The 15,746-nt window shown below is 72.6% G+C and carries 14 protein-coding genes; 3 read left to right on the top strand and 11 right to left on the bottom strand.

The window, feature by feature from the left end:
* The 4 genes from EV383_RS04415 to tsaD are packed head-to-tail and all read right to left on the bottom strand — an operon-like array spanning position 1 to position 3,265.
* Positions 1-828 (bottom strand): hypothetical protein, encoded by an 828-nt coding sequence (locus EV383_RS04415; RefSeq protein ID WP_242622886.1) that lies wholly within the window; start codon positions 826-828, stop codon positions 1-3.
* The gene (locus tag EV383_RS04410; protein ID WP_207223434.1) at positions 825-1,262 is read right to left on the bottom strand and encodes a hypothetical protein; all 438 of its coding nucleotides are present in this window, start codon (positions 1,260-1,262) and stop codon (positions 825-827) included. The genes EV383_RS04415 and EV383_RS04410 overlap by 4 nt, the downstream gene beginning before the upstream one ends.
* Entirely contained in the window at positions 1,259-2,164 is a 906-nt protein-coding gene (mshB, locus tag EV383_RS04405; RefSeq protein WP_130288723.1) for an N-acetyl-1-D-myo-inositol-2-amino-2-deoxy-alpha-D-glucopyranoside deacetylase, read from the bottom strand. The genes EV383_RS04410 and mshB overlap by 4 nt, the downstream gene beginning before the upstream one ends.
* Before the next feature lie 51 nt (positions 2,165-2,215).
* Complete coding sequence (gene tsaD, locus EV383_RS04400) at positions 2,216-3,265, bottom strand: tRNA (adenosine(37)-N6)-threonylcarbamoyltransferase complex transferase subunit TsaD (RefSeq protein ID WP_130288722.1); 1,050 nt, start codon at positions 3,263-3,265, stop codon at positions 2,216-2,218.
* Between the two features lie 80 nt (positions 3,266-3,345).
* On the opposite strand from tsaD, the gene EV383_RS04395 reads away from it, so the two are divergent.
* A complete protein-coding gene (locus EV383_RS04395) occupies positions 3,346-3,843 on the top strand; it encodes a MarR family winged helix-turn-helix transcriptional regulator (protein WP_207223433.1) in 498 nt (165 codons plus the stop codon).
* Positions 3,840-5,141, top strand: coding sequence for an MFS transporter (locus EV383_RS04390; protein WP_130288721.1), 1,302 nt, complete (start codon positions 3,840-3,842; stop codon positions 5,139-5,141). The genes EV383_RS04395 and EV383_RS04390 overlap by 4 nt, the downstream gene beginning before the upstream one ends.
* Positions 5,142-5,207: 66 nt before the next feature.
* Here the strand turns inward: EV383_RS04390 and EV383_RS04385 are convergent, their stop codons facing one another.
* The 7 genes from EV383_RS04385 to typA all read right to left on the bottom strand — a co-directional run bounded on the left by EV383_RS04385 (position 5,208) and on the right by typA (position 15,216).
* Positions 5,208-6,245, bottom strand: a complete 1,038-nt coding sequence (locus EV383_RS04385; RefSeq protein ID WP_130288720.1) for an ABC transporter ATP-binding protein — start codon at positions 6,243-6,245, stop codon at positions 5,208-5,210.
* Positions 6,242-7,327: an ABC transporter ATP-binding protein gene (locus EV383_RS04380; RefSeq protein ID WP_242622885.1), complete on the bottom strand. Its 1,086-nt coding sequence runs from the start codon at positions 7,325-7,327 to the stop codon at positions 6,242-6,244. The genes EV383_RS04385 and EV383_RS04380 overlap by 4 nt, the downstream gene beginning before the upstream one ends.
* A complete protein-coding gene (locus EV383_RS04375) occupies positions 7,324-8,274 on the bottom strand; it encodes an ABC transporter permease (RefSeq protein WP_130288719.1) in 951 nt (316 codons plus the stop codon). The genes EV383_RS04380 and EV383_RS04375 overlap by 4 nt, the downstream gene beginning before the upstream one ends.
* Complete coding sequence (locus tag EV383_RS04370) at positions 8,267-9,247, bottom strand: ABC transporter permease (protein WP_130288718.1); 981 nt, start codon at positions 9,245-9,247, stop codon at positions 8,267-8,269. The genes EV383_RS04375 and EV383_RS04370 overlap by 8 nt, the downstream gene beginning before the upstream one ends.
* A 138-nt stretch (positions 9,248-9,385) precedes the next feature.
* On the bottom strand, positions 9,386-11,119 hold the full coding sequence (locus EV383_RS04365; RefSeq protein ID WP_130288717.1) for an ABC transporter family substrate-binding protein: 1,734 nt from the start codon (positions 11,117-11,119) through the stop codon (positions 9,386-9,388).
* A gap of 262 nt (positions 11,120-11,381) precedes the next feature.
* A complete protein-coding gene (locus EV383_RS04360; protein ID WP_130288716.1) occupies positions 11,382-13,205 on the bottom strand; it encodes an ABC transporter substrate-binding protein in 1,824 nt (607 codons plus the stop codon).
* An 82-nt stretch (positions 13,206-13,287) separates the two neighbouring features.
* The gene (gene typA, locus EV383_RS04355) at positions 13,288-15,216 is read right to left on the bottom strand and encodes a translational GTPase TypA (protein WP_130293850.1); all 1,929 of its coding nucleotides are present in this window, start codon (positions 15,214-15,216) and stop codon (positions 13,288-13,290) included.
* A gap of 87 nt (positions 15,217-15,303) precedes the next feature.
* On the opposite strand from typA, the gene EV383_RS31035 reads away from it, so the two are divergent.
* A complete protein-coding gene (locus tag EV383_RS31035) occupies positions 15,304-15,453 on the top strand; it encodes a hypothetical protein (RefSeq protein ID WP_165438233.1) in 150 nt (49 codons plus the stop codon).
* The last annotated feature ends 293 nt before the right edge of the window (positions 15,454-15,746 follow it).

Genomic DNA, 15,746 nt, shown 5'->3' with positions numbered 1-15,746 from the left:
TCAGGCCTGCGCGAGCCCCCGGTGGACCAGCCACTTGCGGCCCGCGCGGGCCGAGCGCTTGAGACCGGACCACTCCCCCAGGTACTTGCCGACCACCCCGACGACGGGCAGCAGGCCCAGCCACTCGTGGTAGAAGCGACCGTGCGGGCGCTTGTCCAGCTCGTCCTCGACCGACCACAGCGCCCGGCCCAGCCGCCACACCGTGGACCCGACCCGGCGCAGCGTCGTCCCGGCGCCCTGACCGCCGCCGTGCAGGTCACCGGTCAGCTCCGCCGCCGCCGCGTCGGCGGCCGCGTCGTCGGAGGCACTGAGCTTCTCCGCCGGGACGATGTCGCGCCGGAACAGCACCGACGCCAGCAGCGAGACGAGCTGCGGCTCGTCGTGCACGCCGTGCTCGCCGGCCACGGCGACCAGCAGCAGTCCCTGCCCGGCCGCGCCGACCGCCGAGGACACCGGCAGCGTCCGCGCCAGCGCGCCGCCCAGGCCCGGGATGGCGGCGATCAGCGTGGTGAAGCGCCCGACCCGGTAGACCCACCAGTGCTCGCGCGCCTCGACGTCCATCGCCGCCCAGGCCGAGGTGCCGGGGACCTGCACCGACGCCAGCGCGTCGAGGATCTTGTCCGAGAGCTTGCGCTCCTCCGGCTCGACGTCGGTGCCGGTGACGGCGTCCGGGCCGACCCGCGACCGCAGGCCGAACGGGTCGGTCTCGCGCAGGCCGTCGAGCACCGGCCGGGTCGCCCGCACGAACGGGCGCAGGATGGTGACGATGGCGTCGTCGCTGATCGGGCCGTTGCTGCGCGGGTGGTCTCCGGAACGGGTGTCGGTCACGATCGGGCCTTCCTGGTGGTGGTCTGCGGCCCGGTACCGGCGCCGAGTCGTGCATCGGCAGCCTGCTCGGCCAGGCGCTCGACCGCCCGCCGGAAGCAGACCAGCCCGACCGCGACGCCGGTGAACAGCAGCAACGGCGTCTGCCACGCCAGCGAGCTCCCGGACACCAGCGGCAGCAGCACGTCCCCGCCGGGCCCGAGGGCACCGACGACGGCGGTGGTCAGGAACCAGACGAGGATCGGCGCGGCGGCGCCGCCGACGCTCGGCAGGACCTCGACGGTGGCGCGGACCAGCCACGGCATGGTCAGCAGGATCATCAGCGTCCCGAGCGGGACCGGCACCGGTCCGATGTAGAGCGACTGGAAGATCAGCTCCAGCACGGCCAGCAGGACCGAGAGGACCAGCAGGGCGACGATCATCGGGGCTCGGGTCACGGGTCGATCCCTTCGAACAGGTCGGTCTCGGCCCGGCCGCCGCGGTCGGTCACGAACCCCGGTCCCGCCCCGGCGAGCACGAACTCCTCGACCCCGAGCAGCGGCTGGGCCACCTCGTTGCTCATCGCGTAGGCCACGAACCCCGGCTCCTCCGGGTCGTTCCAGACCGAGATCTGGGTGGCGTGGGCCCGCATCGCGGCGATCCGCGCGGCGCGCACCGGCGTCACGTCGATCCGGGTCGTCACCTCGGCGTCCGCGACGCTGGGCAGCTCGTCCGGCTCGGGCTCGGTGAACGGCAGCCCGGACCGGCCGGCGAGACCGGCGATCCCGGCGTCGAGCTCGGACCGGGACTGCACGGCGTAGTACAGCTTCGCGACGACGTCCGGGCGGGCGGCGGCCGCGGCGGCGCAGATCTCGTGCACGCGCACGTGGTCCGGGTGGCCGTACCCGCCGTCGTCGGCGTACCCGACGATGACCTGCGGGCGCACCCGGTCGACGACCTCCAGCAGCTGCGCGAGCTGGGTCCCGAACGGCCCCGGGGCGGCGAACGCGCGCGGGTGCAGCTCCGGCGGGAGCGCGGCGCGGGTGCCGTGCCCGGCCAGCACCATGCCGCTGTCGCGCCACCGCCCGGTGCCGCCCAGGAAGAGGTGCTCCGGCGATCCGAGGGCCTCCAGCGCGCCCGCCAGCTCACCGATCCGGTAGCCGCCGAGCTGGTCGGCGTGGTCGGGGGCGAGCCCGGCCAGCTCGGGCGGGATGACCTCGCCCTCCTCGCCGAGGGTGGCGGTCACGACGGTGACGTCGGTCCCCGGGTCGGCCGCGTAGCGCGCGATGGTGCCGCCGGTGGTCAGCGTCTCGTCGTCCGGGTGGGCGTGGACGAGGAGCAGTCGTCGGTCGGCGGGCACGTCGCGGAGCTTACGAGGTGATCACGGGTGCGGCCGTGCCGGGAGCACGAGTCACACCGGCTGCGGGACCGGCACCAGCGCGCCCGTGAGCTCCACCGACGGGACGGCGGTGCTCGCCAGTCCCGCGGGCGGCACGTCGGCGCGCACCAGCAGGTCGCCGAGCGCGGCGATCATCGCACCGTTGTCGGTACACAGGCGCGGGACGGGGACGCGCAGGGTGATGCCGGCGCCGGCGCAGGCCGTCTCCATCCCCTCGCGCAGGGCGCGGTTCGCCGCGACCCCGCCGACCATCAGCAGCGTGTCCGACTCCTGCTCCCGGCATGCGCGGACGGCCTTGCGCACCAGCACGTCGACCACCGCCTGCTGGAACGACGCGGCGACGTCCGGCACGGCGAGCGCGCGACCGGCGTCGTGGGTGGCCTCCACGTGCCGGGCGACGGCCGTCTTGAGGCCGGAGAAGGAGAACCCGAAGGGCGCGTCGCGTGGGCCGGTCATCGGGCGCGGGAACGCGACCGCGTGCGGGTCGCCCTCCAGCGCGGCCTTCGAGATCGCGGGGCCACCGGGATAGGGCAGGCCGAGCAGGCGGGCGACCTTGTCGAAGGCCTCCCCCGCGGCGTCGTCGACGGTGTCGCCGAGGTGGACGACCGGGTCGCGGGCCAGGTCGCCCATCGACAGCAGCGACGTGTGCCCGCCGGAGACGATCAACGCCACGCAGCGCTCGGGGAGCGGCCCGTGCTCCAGGACGTCGACGGCGGCGTGCCCGGCCAGGTGGTGCACCCCGTGCAGCGGCACCCCCAGCGCCGTCGCGTACGCCTTCGCCGCGGCCACCCCGACGTGCAGCGCCGGCGACAGACCGGGCCCGGCCGTCACCGCGACGGCGTCGACGTCGGACAGCGACACCCCCGCCCGCTCGACGGCCATCCGCACCATCGGCACGACGGCGCTCACGTGCGCCCGCGCCGCCACCTCCGGCACGACCCCGCCGAAGCGGGCGTGCTCGTCCGCGCTGGAGGCCAGCCCGTCCCCGAGCAGCACCCCGTCGGCGACGAGACCGGCCCCGGTCTCGTCGCAGGACGTCTCGATCCCCAGCACCAGCGACACGCCGACCAGTGTTCCACCGGCCGCTCGTGGCCTGCGCGCAGCCGCTCCACCATTCCTGACAGTGCTGTTATATTAGCGCTGTGACGAACGCGGCGGCCGGCGACGACCCGACCCTCGAGAGCGCACTGCGTCCGCTCAAGGAGCTCCTCGACGGGCTCGACGGCGAGATCTCCCGCCTCTACGAACGGGAGGGCGTCACCGGTGTGCGGCCGCGGTTCACGATCGCGCTGATCCGCCTGCGTCACCGCGGGCCGATGACGGTGAAGGCGCTCGCCGCCGAGATCGACGTGACGCACTCGGCGATGAGCCAGACCGTCACGGCGATGCGGGGCGAGGGCCTCGTCGCGACCACGCCCGGCCCCGACGCGCGGACCCGGCAGGTGGAGCTGACCGCCGAGGGCCTCGCCCTGGTCCCGTTCCTGGAGGCGGAGTGGCGGGCGACCGAGCAGGCCTTCGCCGAGCTTCAGGCCGAGCTGCCCTCGTCGCTGCAGACCTGGATCGACGCCATGACGGTCGCCCTGGCGCGCCGAAGGTTCCTGGACCGCATCACCGAGAAGCTCGACCAGCCCGGGACGTGAACCGCCTGGACCGGGTGCTGGACCTGCGCCCGCTGCGGCACCGCGACTTCCGTCTACTGTGGATCGGGACGACGGCGCAGATGCTCGGCGGCCGGGTCGCCGTCGTCGCGGTGCTCGTCGACGTCTGGGAGCTCACCCGCAGCCCGCTGAGCGTCGGAGCGATCGGGCTGGTCACCGGCGTCGCGACCGCGGTCTTCGGGCTCGTCGGCGGCACGCTCGCGGACACCGTCGACCGGCGCGGGGTGATCCTCGTGACGAGCGCCGGGGCCGCCCTCGCGGCCGCGCTGCTGGCGACGCAGTCGGCGGCGGGCGCCGGGTCGGCGGTCCTGGTGCTGGCCGTGGTCGGCCTGCAGACGGCGTTCGGCTCCCTGGGCTGGTCGGCCCGGCGGGCGTTCCTCACGACGGTGCTCCCCGTCGGCCGGGTCCCGGCCGGGGTCGCGCTGGGTCACCTGAGCGCGCAGGCCGCGACGCTGGCCGGCCCCGCGCTGGCCGGCGTCGTGATCGCGCGATGGGGCACCGGAGCCGCCTACGGCGCGGACGCGCTGCTGATCGCGGTCTCGCTGCTCGGCGTCGCCCGGCTGCCGCGGAGCCGGCCGTCGGCACCGGTCGTCGTCACGGCGGACGGACGGGCGGTGGCCGGGGCGGGAGAACGGCGCTCGATGATCGCCGCGCACCTGACGGCCGGGTTCCGCGCGGCCACCGACGGTCTGCGGTTCGTCCACCGGCGCCCCGTGCTGCGCGGCGCACTGGCCTCCGATCTCGCCGCGACCGTGCTGGCCATGCCGGTCGCGCTGTTCCCGGTGCTCAACCAGGAGCGGTTCGGCGGCGACCCGCGCACGCTCGGCCTGTTCCTCTCCGCGATCGCGGTGGGCGGGCTCGTCGCGGGGGTCACGTCCGGTCCGGTTACCCGGTCGGCCCGGCCGGGGCGGGTCGGCCTCGTCGCCGCGGGCGTGTGGGGTGTCGCGCTCGCCGGGTTCGGCCTCGTCGACGGCCTGGTCCCCACGCTGGTGTTCCTGGCCGTGGCCGGGGCGGCGGACACGATCTCGGTGATCTCCCGCGGCGGTCTGGTCCAGCTCGCGACGCCGGACTCCTACCGGGGCCGGGTGAGCTCCGCCGAGTACGTCGTCGGGGCCGGTGGACCGGGTATCGGCGACGCGCGGGCCGGAGCGGTCGCCGGTCTGTTCTCGGCGTCGACGGCGGCGGTCACCGGCGGGCTCGCGTGTGCGGTCGTGGTCGCCGGGATCGCCGTCGTCAGTCCGACCCTGCGCCGGTGGCGGGTCCCCGACCGGCCTTCGTGATCGACTCTCGTGGTCACATCCGTGCCACCGACGGCACGGATGTGACCCACAGATCGATCATCCGCCTCAGAGCAGCGAGCGGGCCTCCGCGAAGTGGCACGCCACCGGGTGCCCGGTGCCGCGGTCGGTGAGCTCCGGGATCTCGTCGGTGCACCGCGACTGCTGCGACGCGTCGAGCTCGGTCGCGAACTTCGGGCACCGGGTGCGGAACCGGCAGCCGCTGGGCGGGTCGGCCGGGCTGGGCAGGTCCCCGACCACCGTGATCCGCTCGCGCGCGCGTTCCCGGCGCGGGTCCGGCAGCGGGATCGCCGAGATCAGCGCGTGCGTGTACGGGTGCGCCGGGGAGGTGAACAGCTGCTCGGCCGGTCCGGTCTCGACGATCCGGCCCAGGTACATCACCGCGATCCGGTCCGCGATGTGGCGCACCACGGACAGGTCGTGGGAGACGAACAGGTAGCTCAGCCCCAGCTCGGCCTGCAGCTCCTGCAGCAGGTTCAGCACGCCGGCCTGGATCGAGACGTCCAGCGCCGACACGGGCTCGTCGAGCACCAGCAGCTTCGGGCGCAGGGCCAGCGCGCGGGCGATGCCGATGCGCTGGCGCTGCCCGCCGGAGAACTCGTGGGCGTACCGGTTGCCGTGCTCGGGCTTGAGCCCCACCGTCTTCATCAGGTCACGCACCTGCTGGCGCCCGCCGGCGTCGTAGAGCCCGTGGATGCGCAGCGGCTCGGCGATCAGCTCGCTGACGGGCATCCGCGGGTCCAGCGACGCGTACGGGTCCTGGAAGACGAGCTGCATCTCCCGGCGCAGCGCGCGCATGTCCTTCGCGTTCGTCGACGTCAGCTCGCGGTCACCGAACCGGACCTCGCCGGACGTGGCCGGGATCAGGTTCAGCGCGACCCGCGCCGTCGTCGACTTGCCGCAGCCGGACTCCCCGACCAGTCCGAGGGTCTCCCCCTCGGCCAGCTCGAACGAGACGTCGCAGACCGCGTGCACCTGCCCGACCGTGCGGCGCAGCAGTCCCCCGCCGCGGACCGGGAAGTGCTTGACGAGGTTGCGGGCCGAGAGCAGCGTCCGGGTCCCGGTGTTCGTTCCTGCGGTGCTCATGCCTGTCCCTCCGCGGCCTGAACGAACTCGCCGAGCGCCTCGGCGTCGACGGCCGTCGTGTCGAACACGTCGTCCGGACGCGCTCCGGAGACCTCCGACGAGTGGTGACACGCCGCCCGGTGGTCGTCCCCGACCGACTCCAGGACCGGCTCGGTCTCGTCGCACTCCGGTGTGGACAGTGGACAGCGCGGGGAGAACGGGCATCCCGGCGGCATGTTCACCACCGACGGCGGCGACCCCGGGATCGGGGTGAGCCGCTCGGCCTGCTGGTCCAGGCGCGGCAGGCTGCCGAGCAGGCCCAGCGTGTAGGGCATCCGCGGGGTGTAGAAGATGTCCTCCACCGAGCCGACCTCGACCAGCTTGCCCGCGTACATCACCATCACCCGGTCGGCCTGCCCGGCGATGACGCCGAGGTCGTGGGTGATCAGCACCATCGCCGCACCGGTCTCGGCCTGGGCGGCCTTGAGCGCGTCGAGGATCTGCGCCTGCACGGTGACGTCCAGGGCCGTCGTCGGCTCGTCGGCGATGATCACGTCCGGGTCGTTGGCCATCGCGATCGCGATCACCACGCGCTGGCGCATGCCGCCGGAGAGCTCGTGCGGGTACGAGCCGACCCGCTGCTCCGGGTTCGGGATCCGGACCGTGCGCAGCAGCTCCACCGCCCGCTCGAGCGCCTGGGCCTTGGTGACGTCGCGGTGCGCGCGGACGGCCTCGGCGATCTGCGCCCCGACCGTGTAGACGGGGTTCAGCGACGTCATCGGATCCTGGAAGATCATCGCGATCCGGTCGCCCCGGATCCCGTTGAGCTGCTGCTCGGACAGCGTCAGCAGGTCCTGCCCGTCGAACGTGATCGAGCCGGTGACCGTCGCCGTCCTCGGGAGCAGTCCCATCACGGCCATCGACGTCACGGACTTGCCGGAGCCGGACTCGCCGACGATCCCGAGGATCTCCCCGCGGCGCAGCGAGTAGTCCACGCCGCGCACGGCGCGTACCGCTCCGTCCGAGCTCGGGAACGTGACGTTGAGGCCGGACACCTCGAGCACGGTGTCCGTCGTGGCCGGGGTCGGCGGGGCGGGGCTCACTGGCGCACCTTCGTCTGCTGCGGGTCGAACGCGTCACGCAGGCCGTCGCCGATGAAGTTGATCGTGAGCGCGATGATGATGATGAACAGGCCGGGGAAGTAGAACAGCCACGGCCGGGTGGTCAGCGCCGTCTGGGCCTCGCTGACCAGCAGGCCGAGCGAGGTGTCCGGAGTCTGCACGCCGAAGCCGAGGTAGGACAGCGCCGTCTCGAGCAGGATCGCCAGGGCGACCAGGATCGTCAGGTTGACCAGGATCGAACCCAGGGCGTTCGGCACGAGGTGGCGCAGGATGATCCGGGTGTCGGAGGCGCCGAGGGCGCGGGCGGCCTCGATGTACTCCTTCTCCCGCAGCGACAGCACCACGCCGCGCGCGACCCGGGACACGTAGGCCCAGTACAGACCCGCGATGACCAGGCCGATCAGGTACCAGGTACCGCCGAAGTTGTTGGCGAGCATCGCCGCCACCGCGATCAGCGGCAGCGTCAGGATCAGGTCCGCGATCCGCATCATGATCGTGTCGACGCGCCCGCCGAAATAGCCGGCGACCGATCCCCACAGCGTCCCGACGATCGTCGCGAGCACGGCCACCATGATCGACACCTGGAGCGAGATCCGGGTCCCGCCGAGGACCTGGGCGAACTGGTCCTTGCCGACCGCGTCCGTACCGAAGGGATGGTCGAACGACGGCGGCTGCGAATTGTCCGGGGTGATCTCCCCGACGTCGTAGCGCCACAGCGCCCCGCCGACGTAGGCCAGCAGGATCAGCAGCACCAGCACGACGAGGCTGATCATCGCCGCCCGGTGCTGCAGGAACCGGCGCAGGACGAGCTGGCCCTGGCTGCGCTCGGCGACGGTGAACTCGCGGTCCGCCGGCCCGGTCGCGCCGGAGCCGGCGGTCCCGCCGGGTGCCGCGTCCACAGGATCGTTCGTCTTCGTCGTCTCAGACATAGCGGATCCTGGGGTCGAGGACGCCGTAGAGCAGGTCGGCGAGCAGGTTGAAGCCGATCACGATGACGGCCGTGACGAGGAGCCAGGACGAGACCGCGTACGTGTCGTACCGCTTGATCGACTCGAGCAGGAAGTCGCCCAGCCCCTTCCACTGGAACACCCGCTCGGTGACCACCGCGCCACCGAGGATGGTCGCGATGTCGAGCGCGGTGACCGTGGTCAGCGGGATGAGCGCGGTGCGCAGGGCGTGGCGGACCATCACCGTCCGCCCGGACAGGCCCTTGGACCGGGCGAGGCGCACGTAGTCGGAGTTCAGCGTCTCCAGCATCGACGCCCGGACGAACCGGCTCCATGCCGCGTAGGAGATCAGCGCGAGCGCGATCGTCGGGAGCACGAGGTGCCCGGCGATGTCCCCGACCTGCGCCCAGAACCCCCTCGGCGGCGGGATCGACGTGGCCCCGATCGTGTAGATGGCCTGGGTGCCGACCGCGCTGTTGAGCTCGATGCCGCCCTGCTTGAGCAGGATCGCCAGCCAGAACGACGGCATGGCCAGGAACAGGAACCCCAGGAACGTCGCCGTGTAGTCGGACTTCGAGTACTGCTTGACCGCGGTGTAGACGCCGACGACGACGGCGAGCACCAGCGCGATGATCATGGCCAGCAGCACCAGCCGGATGGTCACCCAGAACCGGGTCCCGAGCTCGGTCCCGATGTCCTGGGTGGAGATGACCGAGGGGCCGAACTGCCCGGTGAACAGTCCGCCGAGCCAGGACAGGTACCGCGGGATCAGCGGCGTCTCGAGGTTGAGCCGGGCGGTCTCGGCCGCGATCACGTTCGGCGGAGCGGGCGGGTTCTTCTCCGTCAGCGGCGTGAGCGGGTTGCCGGACAGCGTGCCCAGCCAGAACACGAGGAACGACGAGACGAGCAGGACCGGGATCGAGATCACGATCCTGCGCAGGGCATACGTGAGCATCAGGGATGTCTCCGACGCGTGGTGGTGACCCGGCCGGGCTCGTGGCCGGGCGCGAGGCCTTCGGGTGAGTGTGGCAGCCCGAGCAGCCGAGGGCCCGGCCCGCGACGGATGGTCGCGGACCGGGCGCCGGGCTCGGTGCTACTGGGTCCGCAGACCCCATTCGGCGACGTTGTACATCGGGCCGTCGAGCGTGGCGTTGCCGCGCACGTTGGCGACCGTGTTCTGCTGCGCCAGGAGCGTCGGCTTCTGGTAGATCGGCAGCACGTAGGCGTCCCCGAGGATGATCTCGTCGGCCTGGTTCAGCTGCTGGCCGGCGGCCGCCTTGTCGGTGCTGTTGGCCGCGGCGTTGATCAGCTGGTCGGTCTTCGGGTTCTGGTACTTGCCGTAGTTCGACCCGGAGTTCGACAGCCACAGCTGCTGCGCGCCGCCGTACGGGAACGGCGACTGCACCCATGCGAACACGATGATGTCGTAGTCACCGGAGCTCGTGGTCTTGCCGAGGCTGTCGGTGGGCTCGACGTTCACGGTGACGCCCAGCTGCTTGGCGTACTGGGCGAACAGCTCGCACTCGTTCTGGCGGATCGAGTTGCCGACGGTGTAGCGGATGCGCAGCGGCGGCACCGCCTGCCCGTTCTTGGCCAGCGCGGTCCCGACACCGGTGTAGCCGGCCTGGGTCAGGATCTGCTTGGCCTTCTCGATGTCACCGGAGCCGTACCCACTGGCGGTCAGGTTGTCCTTGTACTCCGGCTGCTGCGGCAGGAACATCAGGCTGTCCAGCGGCTTGACCTCGGGGTTGAACTGCCCGACGGTCTTGGCGATGATGTCCTGCCGGTTCACGGCGGTGTAGAGCGCCTGCCGCAGCGCCTTGTCCTTGAGCGGCGCGCTCTGCAGGTTGAAGTCGAAGTGCTCCCAGGTCAGGCCGAGCTGCTGGGTCTGCGACACGTTCGGGATCTGCTGGATCTGGTTGACGATGTCGACCTGCGGCTGCGGGTAGACGACCTGGACCTCGTTGTTCTGCAGGGCGATCGGCTCCTGCGTGGCGTCGGTGATCACCCGCATCACGAGACGCTCCAGCGTCGGCTTGGTGTCGCCGTACCACTTGGGGTTCGGGACCAGCGTCAACGCCTGGTTGTTCTGCCAGTTCTGGATCTTGTACGGGCCACCGGTGTAGGTCGGCACGTTGGCGCCGAGCCAGGTGAACGACGACGCGAGGCCCTGCGGGGTGTTCAGGTCACCGTGCTGGGCGGCGATGTGCGCCGGGTAGAGCGGGGCCGCGGAGCCCCAGAAGCTCTGCCAGTCGGTGTAGGGCTTGGCCAGCGTGACCGTGACGGTCTTGCCGTTGTCCGACCCGACCACGTTGGTGATCTGGTCGTAGCCGCCGTTGCCGGCCGTCTCGCACTCCGGGCAGGTCTTGGGGTTCTGGACCTTCCAGCCGTAGACGAAGTCGTTCGCGTCGATCGGCTTCCCGTCGTCCCACGCCGCGTTCGGCTTGATCTTGTAGACCAGCGTGGTCGGGTTCGTCTGGTCCGCCGAGACCATCAGGTTCGTGTTCAGCGCCGACTTGAGGTCGGGCGTCGTGCCGAACGTGTAGGGCAGGAACGCCTTCGTCGCCATGCCCGTCTCGAACACGTTGCCCTCGGACGAGATCACGTTCCAGTTGTCGATGTTCTTCTCGATCGCGAACGTGATCTGCCCTCCCTGCTGAACCTGGTCCGCCGGGACCGTGTTGCATGCGTTCAGGTTCGTCGGGCAGTCCGCGAGATTACCGCTGGCCAGGGCGCTGCCGCCCCCGCCGCCTCCACCGCACGCGCTCAACAGCAGCGTGACGGCTCCCCCCACAGCGACGGCGACTGCCGCCTTGGTTCCCCTCATGTTCCAGCGTGCCTCTCGGTTCGGAGGGCGCCCGGTGCGGCGCCCGTTCAGGACTCGGGCGGGCTCCCGGATGTACTGCCGGGTAACTCGCCCCGACGCACGCTAGGAACCTCTCTCCCCCAGCACGAGACCTGCGGGCGATCGTGACCAAAGGGTGACCGACGGGCGACGTAACGGGGTCGCGTGGTCGGCCGAGTGTGACAACGGGCCGACCAGGCATACCGGACGACCCGACCGCCGGCCGCCCGGCCGGGCGGCCGGGTCAGCGGTCGGGACGGTCCGGCTCGGCCCAGCGCTGGGCCCCGGTGAACGGCCCGGTCGACAGCGGCCCGGGCCGCACCTTCGTGGCCGCGTCGGTGGCCGGGGTGCTGACCACCAGCCCCTGCGACTGGTAGAGCGGCAGGGCGGGCAGCTGGGTCCACAGGATCCGCTCGGCGTCGGCGACCGTCGCCGGGTCGGCGGGCCCGGCCCGGAGCTGGTCGAGCAACGGCTGCAGCGCCGGGAAGCAGGACGACGCCGGCGAGTCGGCCGGGACGCCCGCGGCCGGGCAGCCGTAGTCGGAGTCCAGACGCGGGCCGACCGCGCCGGTGGCCTCGCGGGGCGCGACCAGCACGTCGACCGCGACCGGCGTGGTCGGGGCGGCACTCGTCGTGGGCGCCCCCGCCGTCGTCGGCGCGGCGGAGGTCGACGTCGGGGTCGACGGGGCGGGCGTGGACGGTGCCGTCGTCGGAGCCGGGCCGGCCCCGCCGGGAGCCGGGGTCGGCGTGGTCGTGGGGGCGGTCGGGACGACCGTGGACTGGCTGAACAGGTCCGCCGCGGGCGGTGCGGCGACGGTCGCGGCGACGCCGCCGGCGCGCAGCTGCGCGGCCACCGTCTGGGCCACCCGGACGTCCTCGGGCCGTTCCGCGGCCGCACCCACCACGACGCTCAGCGGGCGCCCGGCGAGCTGCCAGGTGCCGTTGCCACCGCGTACGTACCCGGCCCCGCCGAACGCCGCCGCGGCCGCGGCCGGATCGGGGCGGGCCGGGGCGCCGGCGGGGGCGCTCGCCACGTACCCGGTGTCCGACGGCGCGGCGCCGAACGCGTCCACCGGGACGGCCTGCGGCGCGACTGCGGCCCGGATCGCCTCCCGGTTCAGGGTGGCCGCGACGCCCTGCCGGACCCGTGGGTCGGCGAGCACGCCGCCACCGGTCCGCAGCGCCAGCTGCTGCACGGCCGGGCGCGGCGCTCGCTGCACGGTCGGCGGGGTGGCCAGGGCGGCCAGGGCCCGCGTGACCTCGGGGCGCGCGTCCGGCAGGGCGAGGTCGACGTCGTGGTTCGCCAGCGCGGTCGGCAGCACCGCCGGGTCGATCCGGCGCAGGATCATCTCGTCGACGACGGCCGGTGTCGCCCAGTACGGGTCGCTGCGGGCCAGCAGGATCTCGCCGCGGACCCGGTCCACGCTCATCACCCGGAACGGGCCGCCGGACGCGGGCACGCCGTTGATCAGCGGGCCGGTCCAGCCGCCCGGGGCGTCCTTGAGGATGTGCGCCGGGAGCAGGCCGGAGAACAGCTCCTGCCAGTGCGGGTACGGCTCGTCGAACACGACGTCGACGGCCTTGCCGCCGGCCCGCGAGCGGACGTCGGAGATCGCCCGGTAGCCGGCCGCCCCGATCGTCCCGGGCTGGGTCCGCATCTGCTGCCAGAGGTAGACGAAGTCCTCGGCCGCGATCGGCGCCCCGGACGACCAGGAGGCCGCGACGTTGAGCTCGTAGCTCACGGTGAACGGGTTCTCCGAGGTCACCTTCGCGCTCGTGGCCACGGTCGGGTCGAGCTGCAGCGCACCGTTCGCGTCGGGCCGGAAGACCGACGGCAGGGCGAGGGTCGCGATCGCCGTCGTCACCGGGGACTGGTGGGCCCGCAGGTGCGGGTTGAAGCCCGGTCCGATGTCGTCCACGCCGGCGATCACCTGGGTCGGGGTGGTGATCGGCGTGGTCGGCGGCGGCGGGGCCGGCGCGGGGGCCGGGATCGGGTCCGCGGAGCATCCCGCGAGCACGGCCAGCAGGACGGCCAGCAGGAGCAACCGAGCGGGACGACGGGCGATCACAGGACGCAGTATCCCCGCAGACGACGGAACGGCCGGGGTGCACCCCGGCCGTTCCGTGTCGTCGTGCGTCGCGTACCCCGCGTCAGGAGTTCGCGGCGGCCTTGCTGCGGGCGCGCGTGCGGGCCCGGGTGTGCGAGTCGAGCTCGGCCTTGCGCACCCGCACGTTCTGCGGGGTGACCTCGACGCACTCGTCGGTCGCGCAGAACTCGAGCGCCTGCTCCAGGTTGAGCAGGGTCGGCGGGATGAGCTTGACCAGCACGTCGGACGTCGACGAGCGGATGTTGGTCAGCTTCTTCTCGCGCGTGATGTTGACCTCGAGGTCCTCGTTGCGCGTGTACTCGCCGACGACCATGCCGTTGTAGACGAGCGTGGTCGGGCCGACGAACAGCGTGCCGCGGTCGGCCAGCTGGTCGATCGCGTACGGCGTGACGGGGCCGGAACGGTCGGAGATCAGCGACCCGCGGTGACGGGTGCGCAGCTCGCCGACCCACTGGCCGTAGCCGTCGAACACGTGGCTGGCGATGCCCGCGCCGCGGGTGATCGTCAGGAACTCGGTGCGGAAGCCGATCAGGCCGCGCGAGGGCACCCGGAACTCCATCCGGACGCGGCCCTCGCCGTGCACCATCTCGATCATCTCGCCCTTGCGGGCGGCGAGGAGCTGGGTGACGGCGCCGAGGCCGTCCTCCGGCACGTCGACCGAGAGGTGCTCGAACGGCTCGTGCACCTTGCCGTCGACGATCTTCGTGACGACCTGCGGCTTGCCGACGGTGAGCTCGAAGCCCTCCCGGCGCATGGTCTCCACCAGGACGGCCAGCGCCAGCTCGCCGCGGCCCTGCACCTCCCAGGTGTCCGGGCGCTCGGTCGGAAGCACGCGGATGCTCACGTTGCCGACCAGCTCGGAGTCCAGCCGGTTCTTCACCAGCCGGGCGGTGAGCTTCTTGCCGGGCATCGGGTCGCGCCCGGCCAGCGGCGAGGTGTTGGTGCCGATCGTCATCGAGATGGCGGGCTCGTCGACGTCGATCCGCGGCAGCGCGACCGGCGACGACGGGTCGGCGAGGGTGTCGCCGATCGTCACGTCCGCGATCCCGGCGACGGCGACCAGGTCACCGGCGTGGGCCTCGTCGGCCGGGACGCGGGTCAGCGCCTCGGTCTTCATCAGCTCGGTGATCTTCACGCGCGGCATCGAGCCGTCCTCGCGGCACCACGCGACCGACTGGCCGCGGCGCAGGACACCGGCGCGGATGCGGCAGAGCGCGATCCGGCCCAGGAAGCTCGACGCGTCCAGGTTCGTGACGTGCGCCTGCAGCGGGGCGTTCGGGTCGTCGTCCGGCGGCGGGACCTCGGTCAGCATCGTCTCGAACAGAGGCGTGAGGTCCTCGGCGTCGGGCAGCTCGCCGTCGCCCGGGCGAATCCGGGACGCACGGCCGGCGCGGCCGGAGGCGTAGACGACGGGCAGGTCGAGCAGCTTCGCGGTGTGCGACTCGTCGAGCTCGAGCTCGTCGGCCAGCTCGAGCAGCAGCTCCAGCGACTCGTCGACGACCTCCTCGATGCGCGCGTCGGGCCGGTCGGTCTTGTTGACGACGAGCATCACCGGCAGGCCGGCGGCGAGGGTCTTGCGCAGCACGAAGCGGGTCTGCGGCAGCGGGCCCTCGGAGGCGTCCACCAGCAGCACGACGCCGTCGACCATCGACAGGCCGCGCTCGACCTCACCGCCGAAGTCGGCGTGGCCGGGGGTGTCCACGACGTTGATCGTGTAGCCGTTCCACGCCACCGCCGTGTGCTTGGCGAGGATCGTGATGCCCTTCTCGCGCTCCAGGTCCCCGGAGTCCATGATCCGGTCGACCGGCTCGGCGCGTTCCCCGAACGCGCCGGACTGGCGCAGCATGGCGTCGACCAGCGTCGTCTTGCCGTGGTCGACGTGGGCGACGATGGCGACGTTGCGCAGCTCCGGGCGGGTCGCGCCGGCTGCTCCGTCGGGCTCGGCCTCTGGGCGCGGGACAGCGTCGGCCAGGGCAGAGGAATGGTTCGTGCTCACAACACACGGTATCCCGGCGCAACCATGGACTCCCCGCTGCGGTCAGCTTAGGCTGACCTCGTCATGGGCAAGGTGAAGAAGAAGTGCTGTCGGTCCAAACCGAAACGATGCAAGAACTGTCCGGTCGTGGCCCTGCGGCTGCAGAAGATCGACAGCAAGGGGCTCAGCGGTAAGGAGCTCACCCGGGCGGTCAAGGCCGCGCGGATCTACTGAGTCCTGCGGACCCTCGTCCTGCGCTCCGACCTGCGCCGATACGGCCGGGTCGAGTGCAGGCCCGTCCGCGCGGCTCCGGTGTGGCGCCCGCGCGCCCCGTGACGGTGACGGGTGCGGGCACGCGTCATCGTGACCGCTCGCGACGTCGCCGGCGGCGTCCCCGCATCCTGCGCCCCGTCATCCGTCGTTCACATCCGGCATGACCGGAATCACACTGTCGGGTGACCCTCAGCGGTCGTTCTCACCCCGATCTCACCTCCCCGGGTTCTCCCCCAGCCGTTCGCGATCGTGAA

It is taken from the genome of Pseudonocardia sediminis, assembly GCF_004217185.1.
Classification (GTDB): Bacteria; Actinomycetota; Actinomycetes; order Mycobacteriales; family Pseudonocardiaceae; genus Pseudonocardia; species Pseudonocardia sediminis.
Note: the sequence above shows the minus strand (reverse complement) of the source record. Positions and strands in the feature narration are given on the sequence as shown.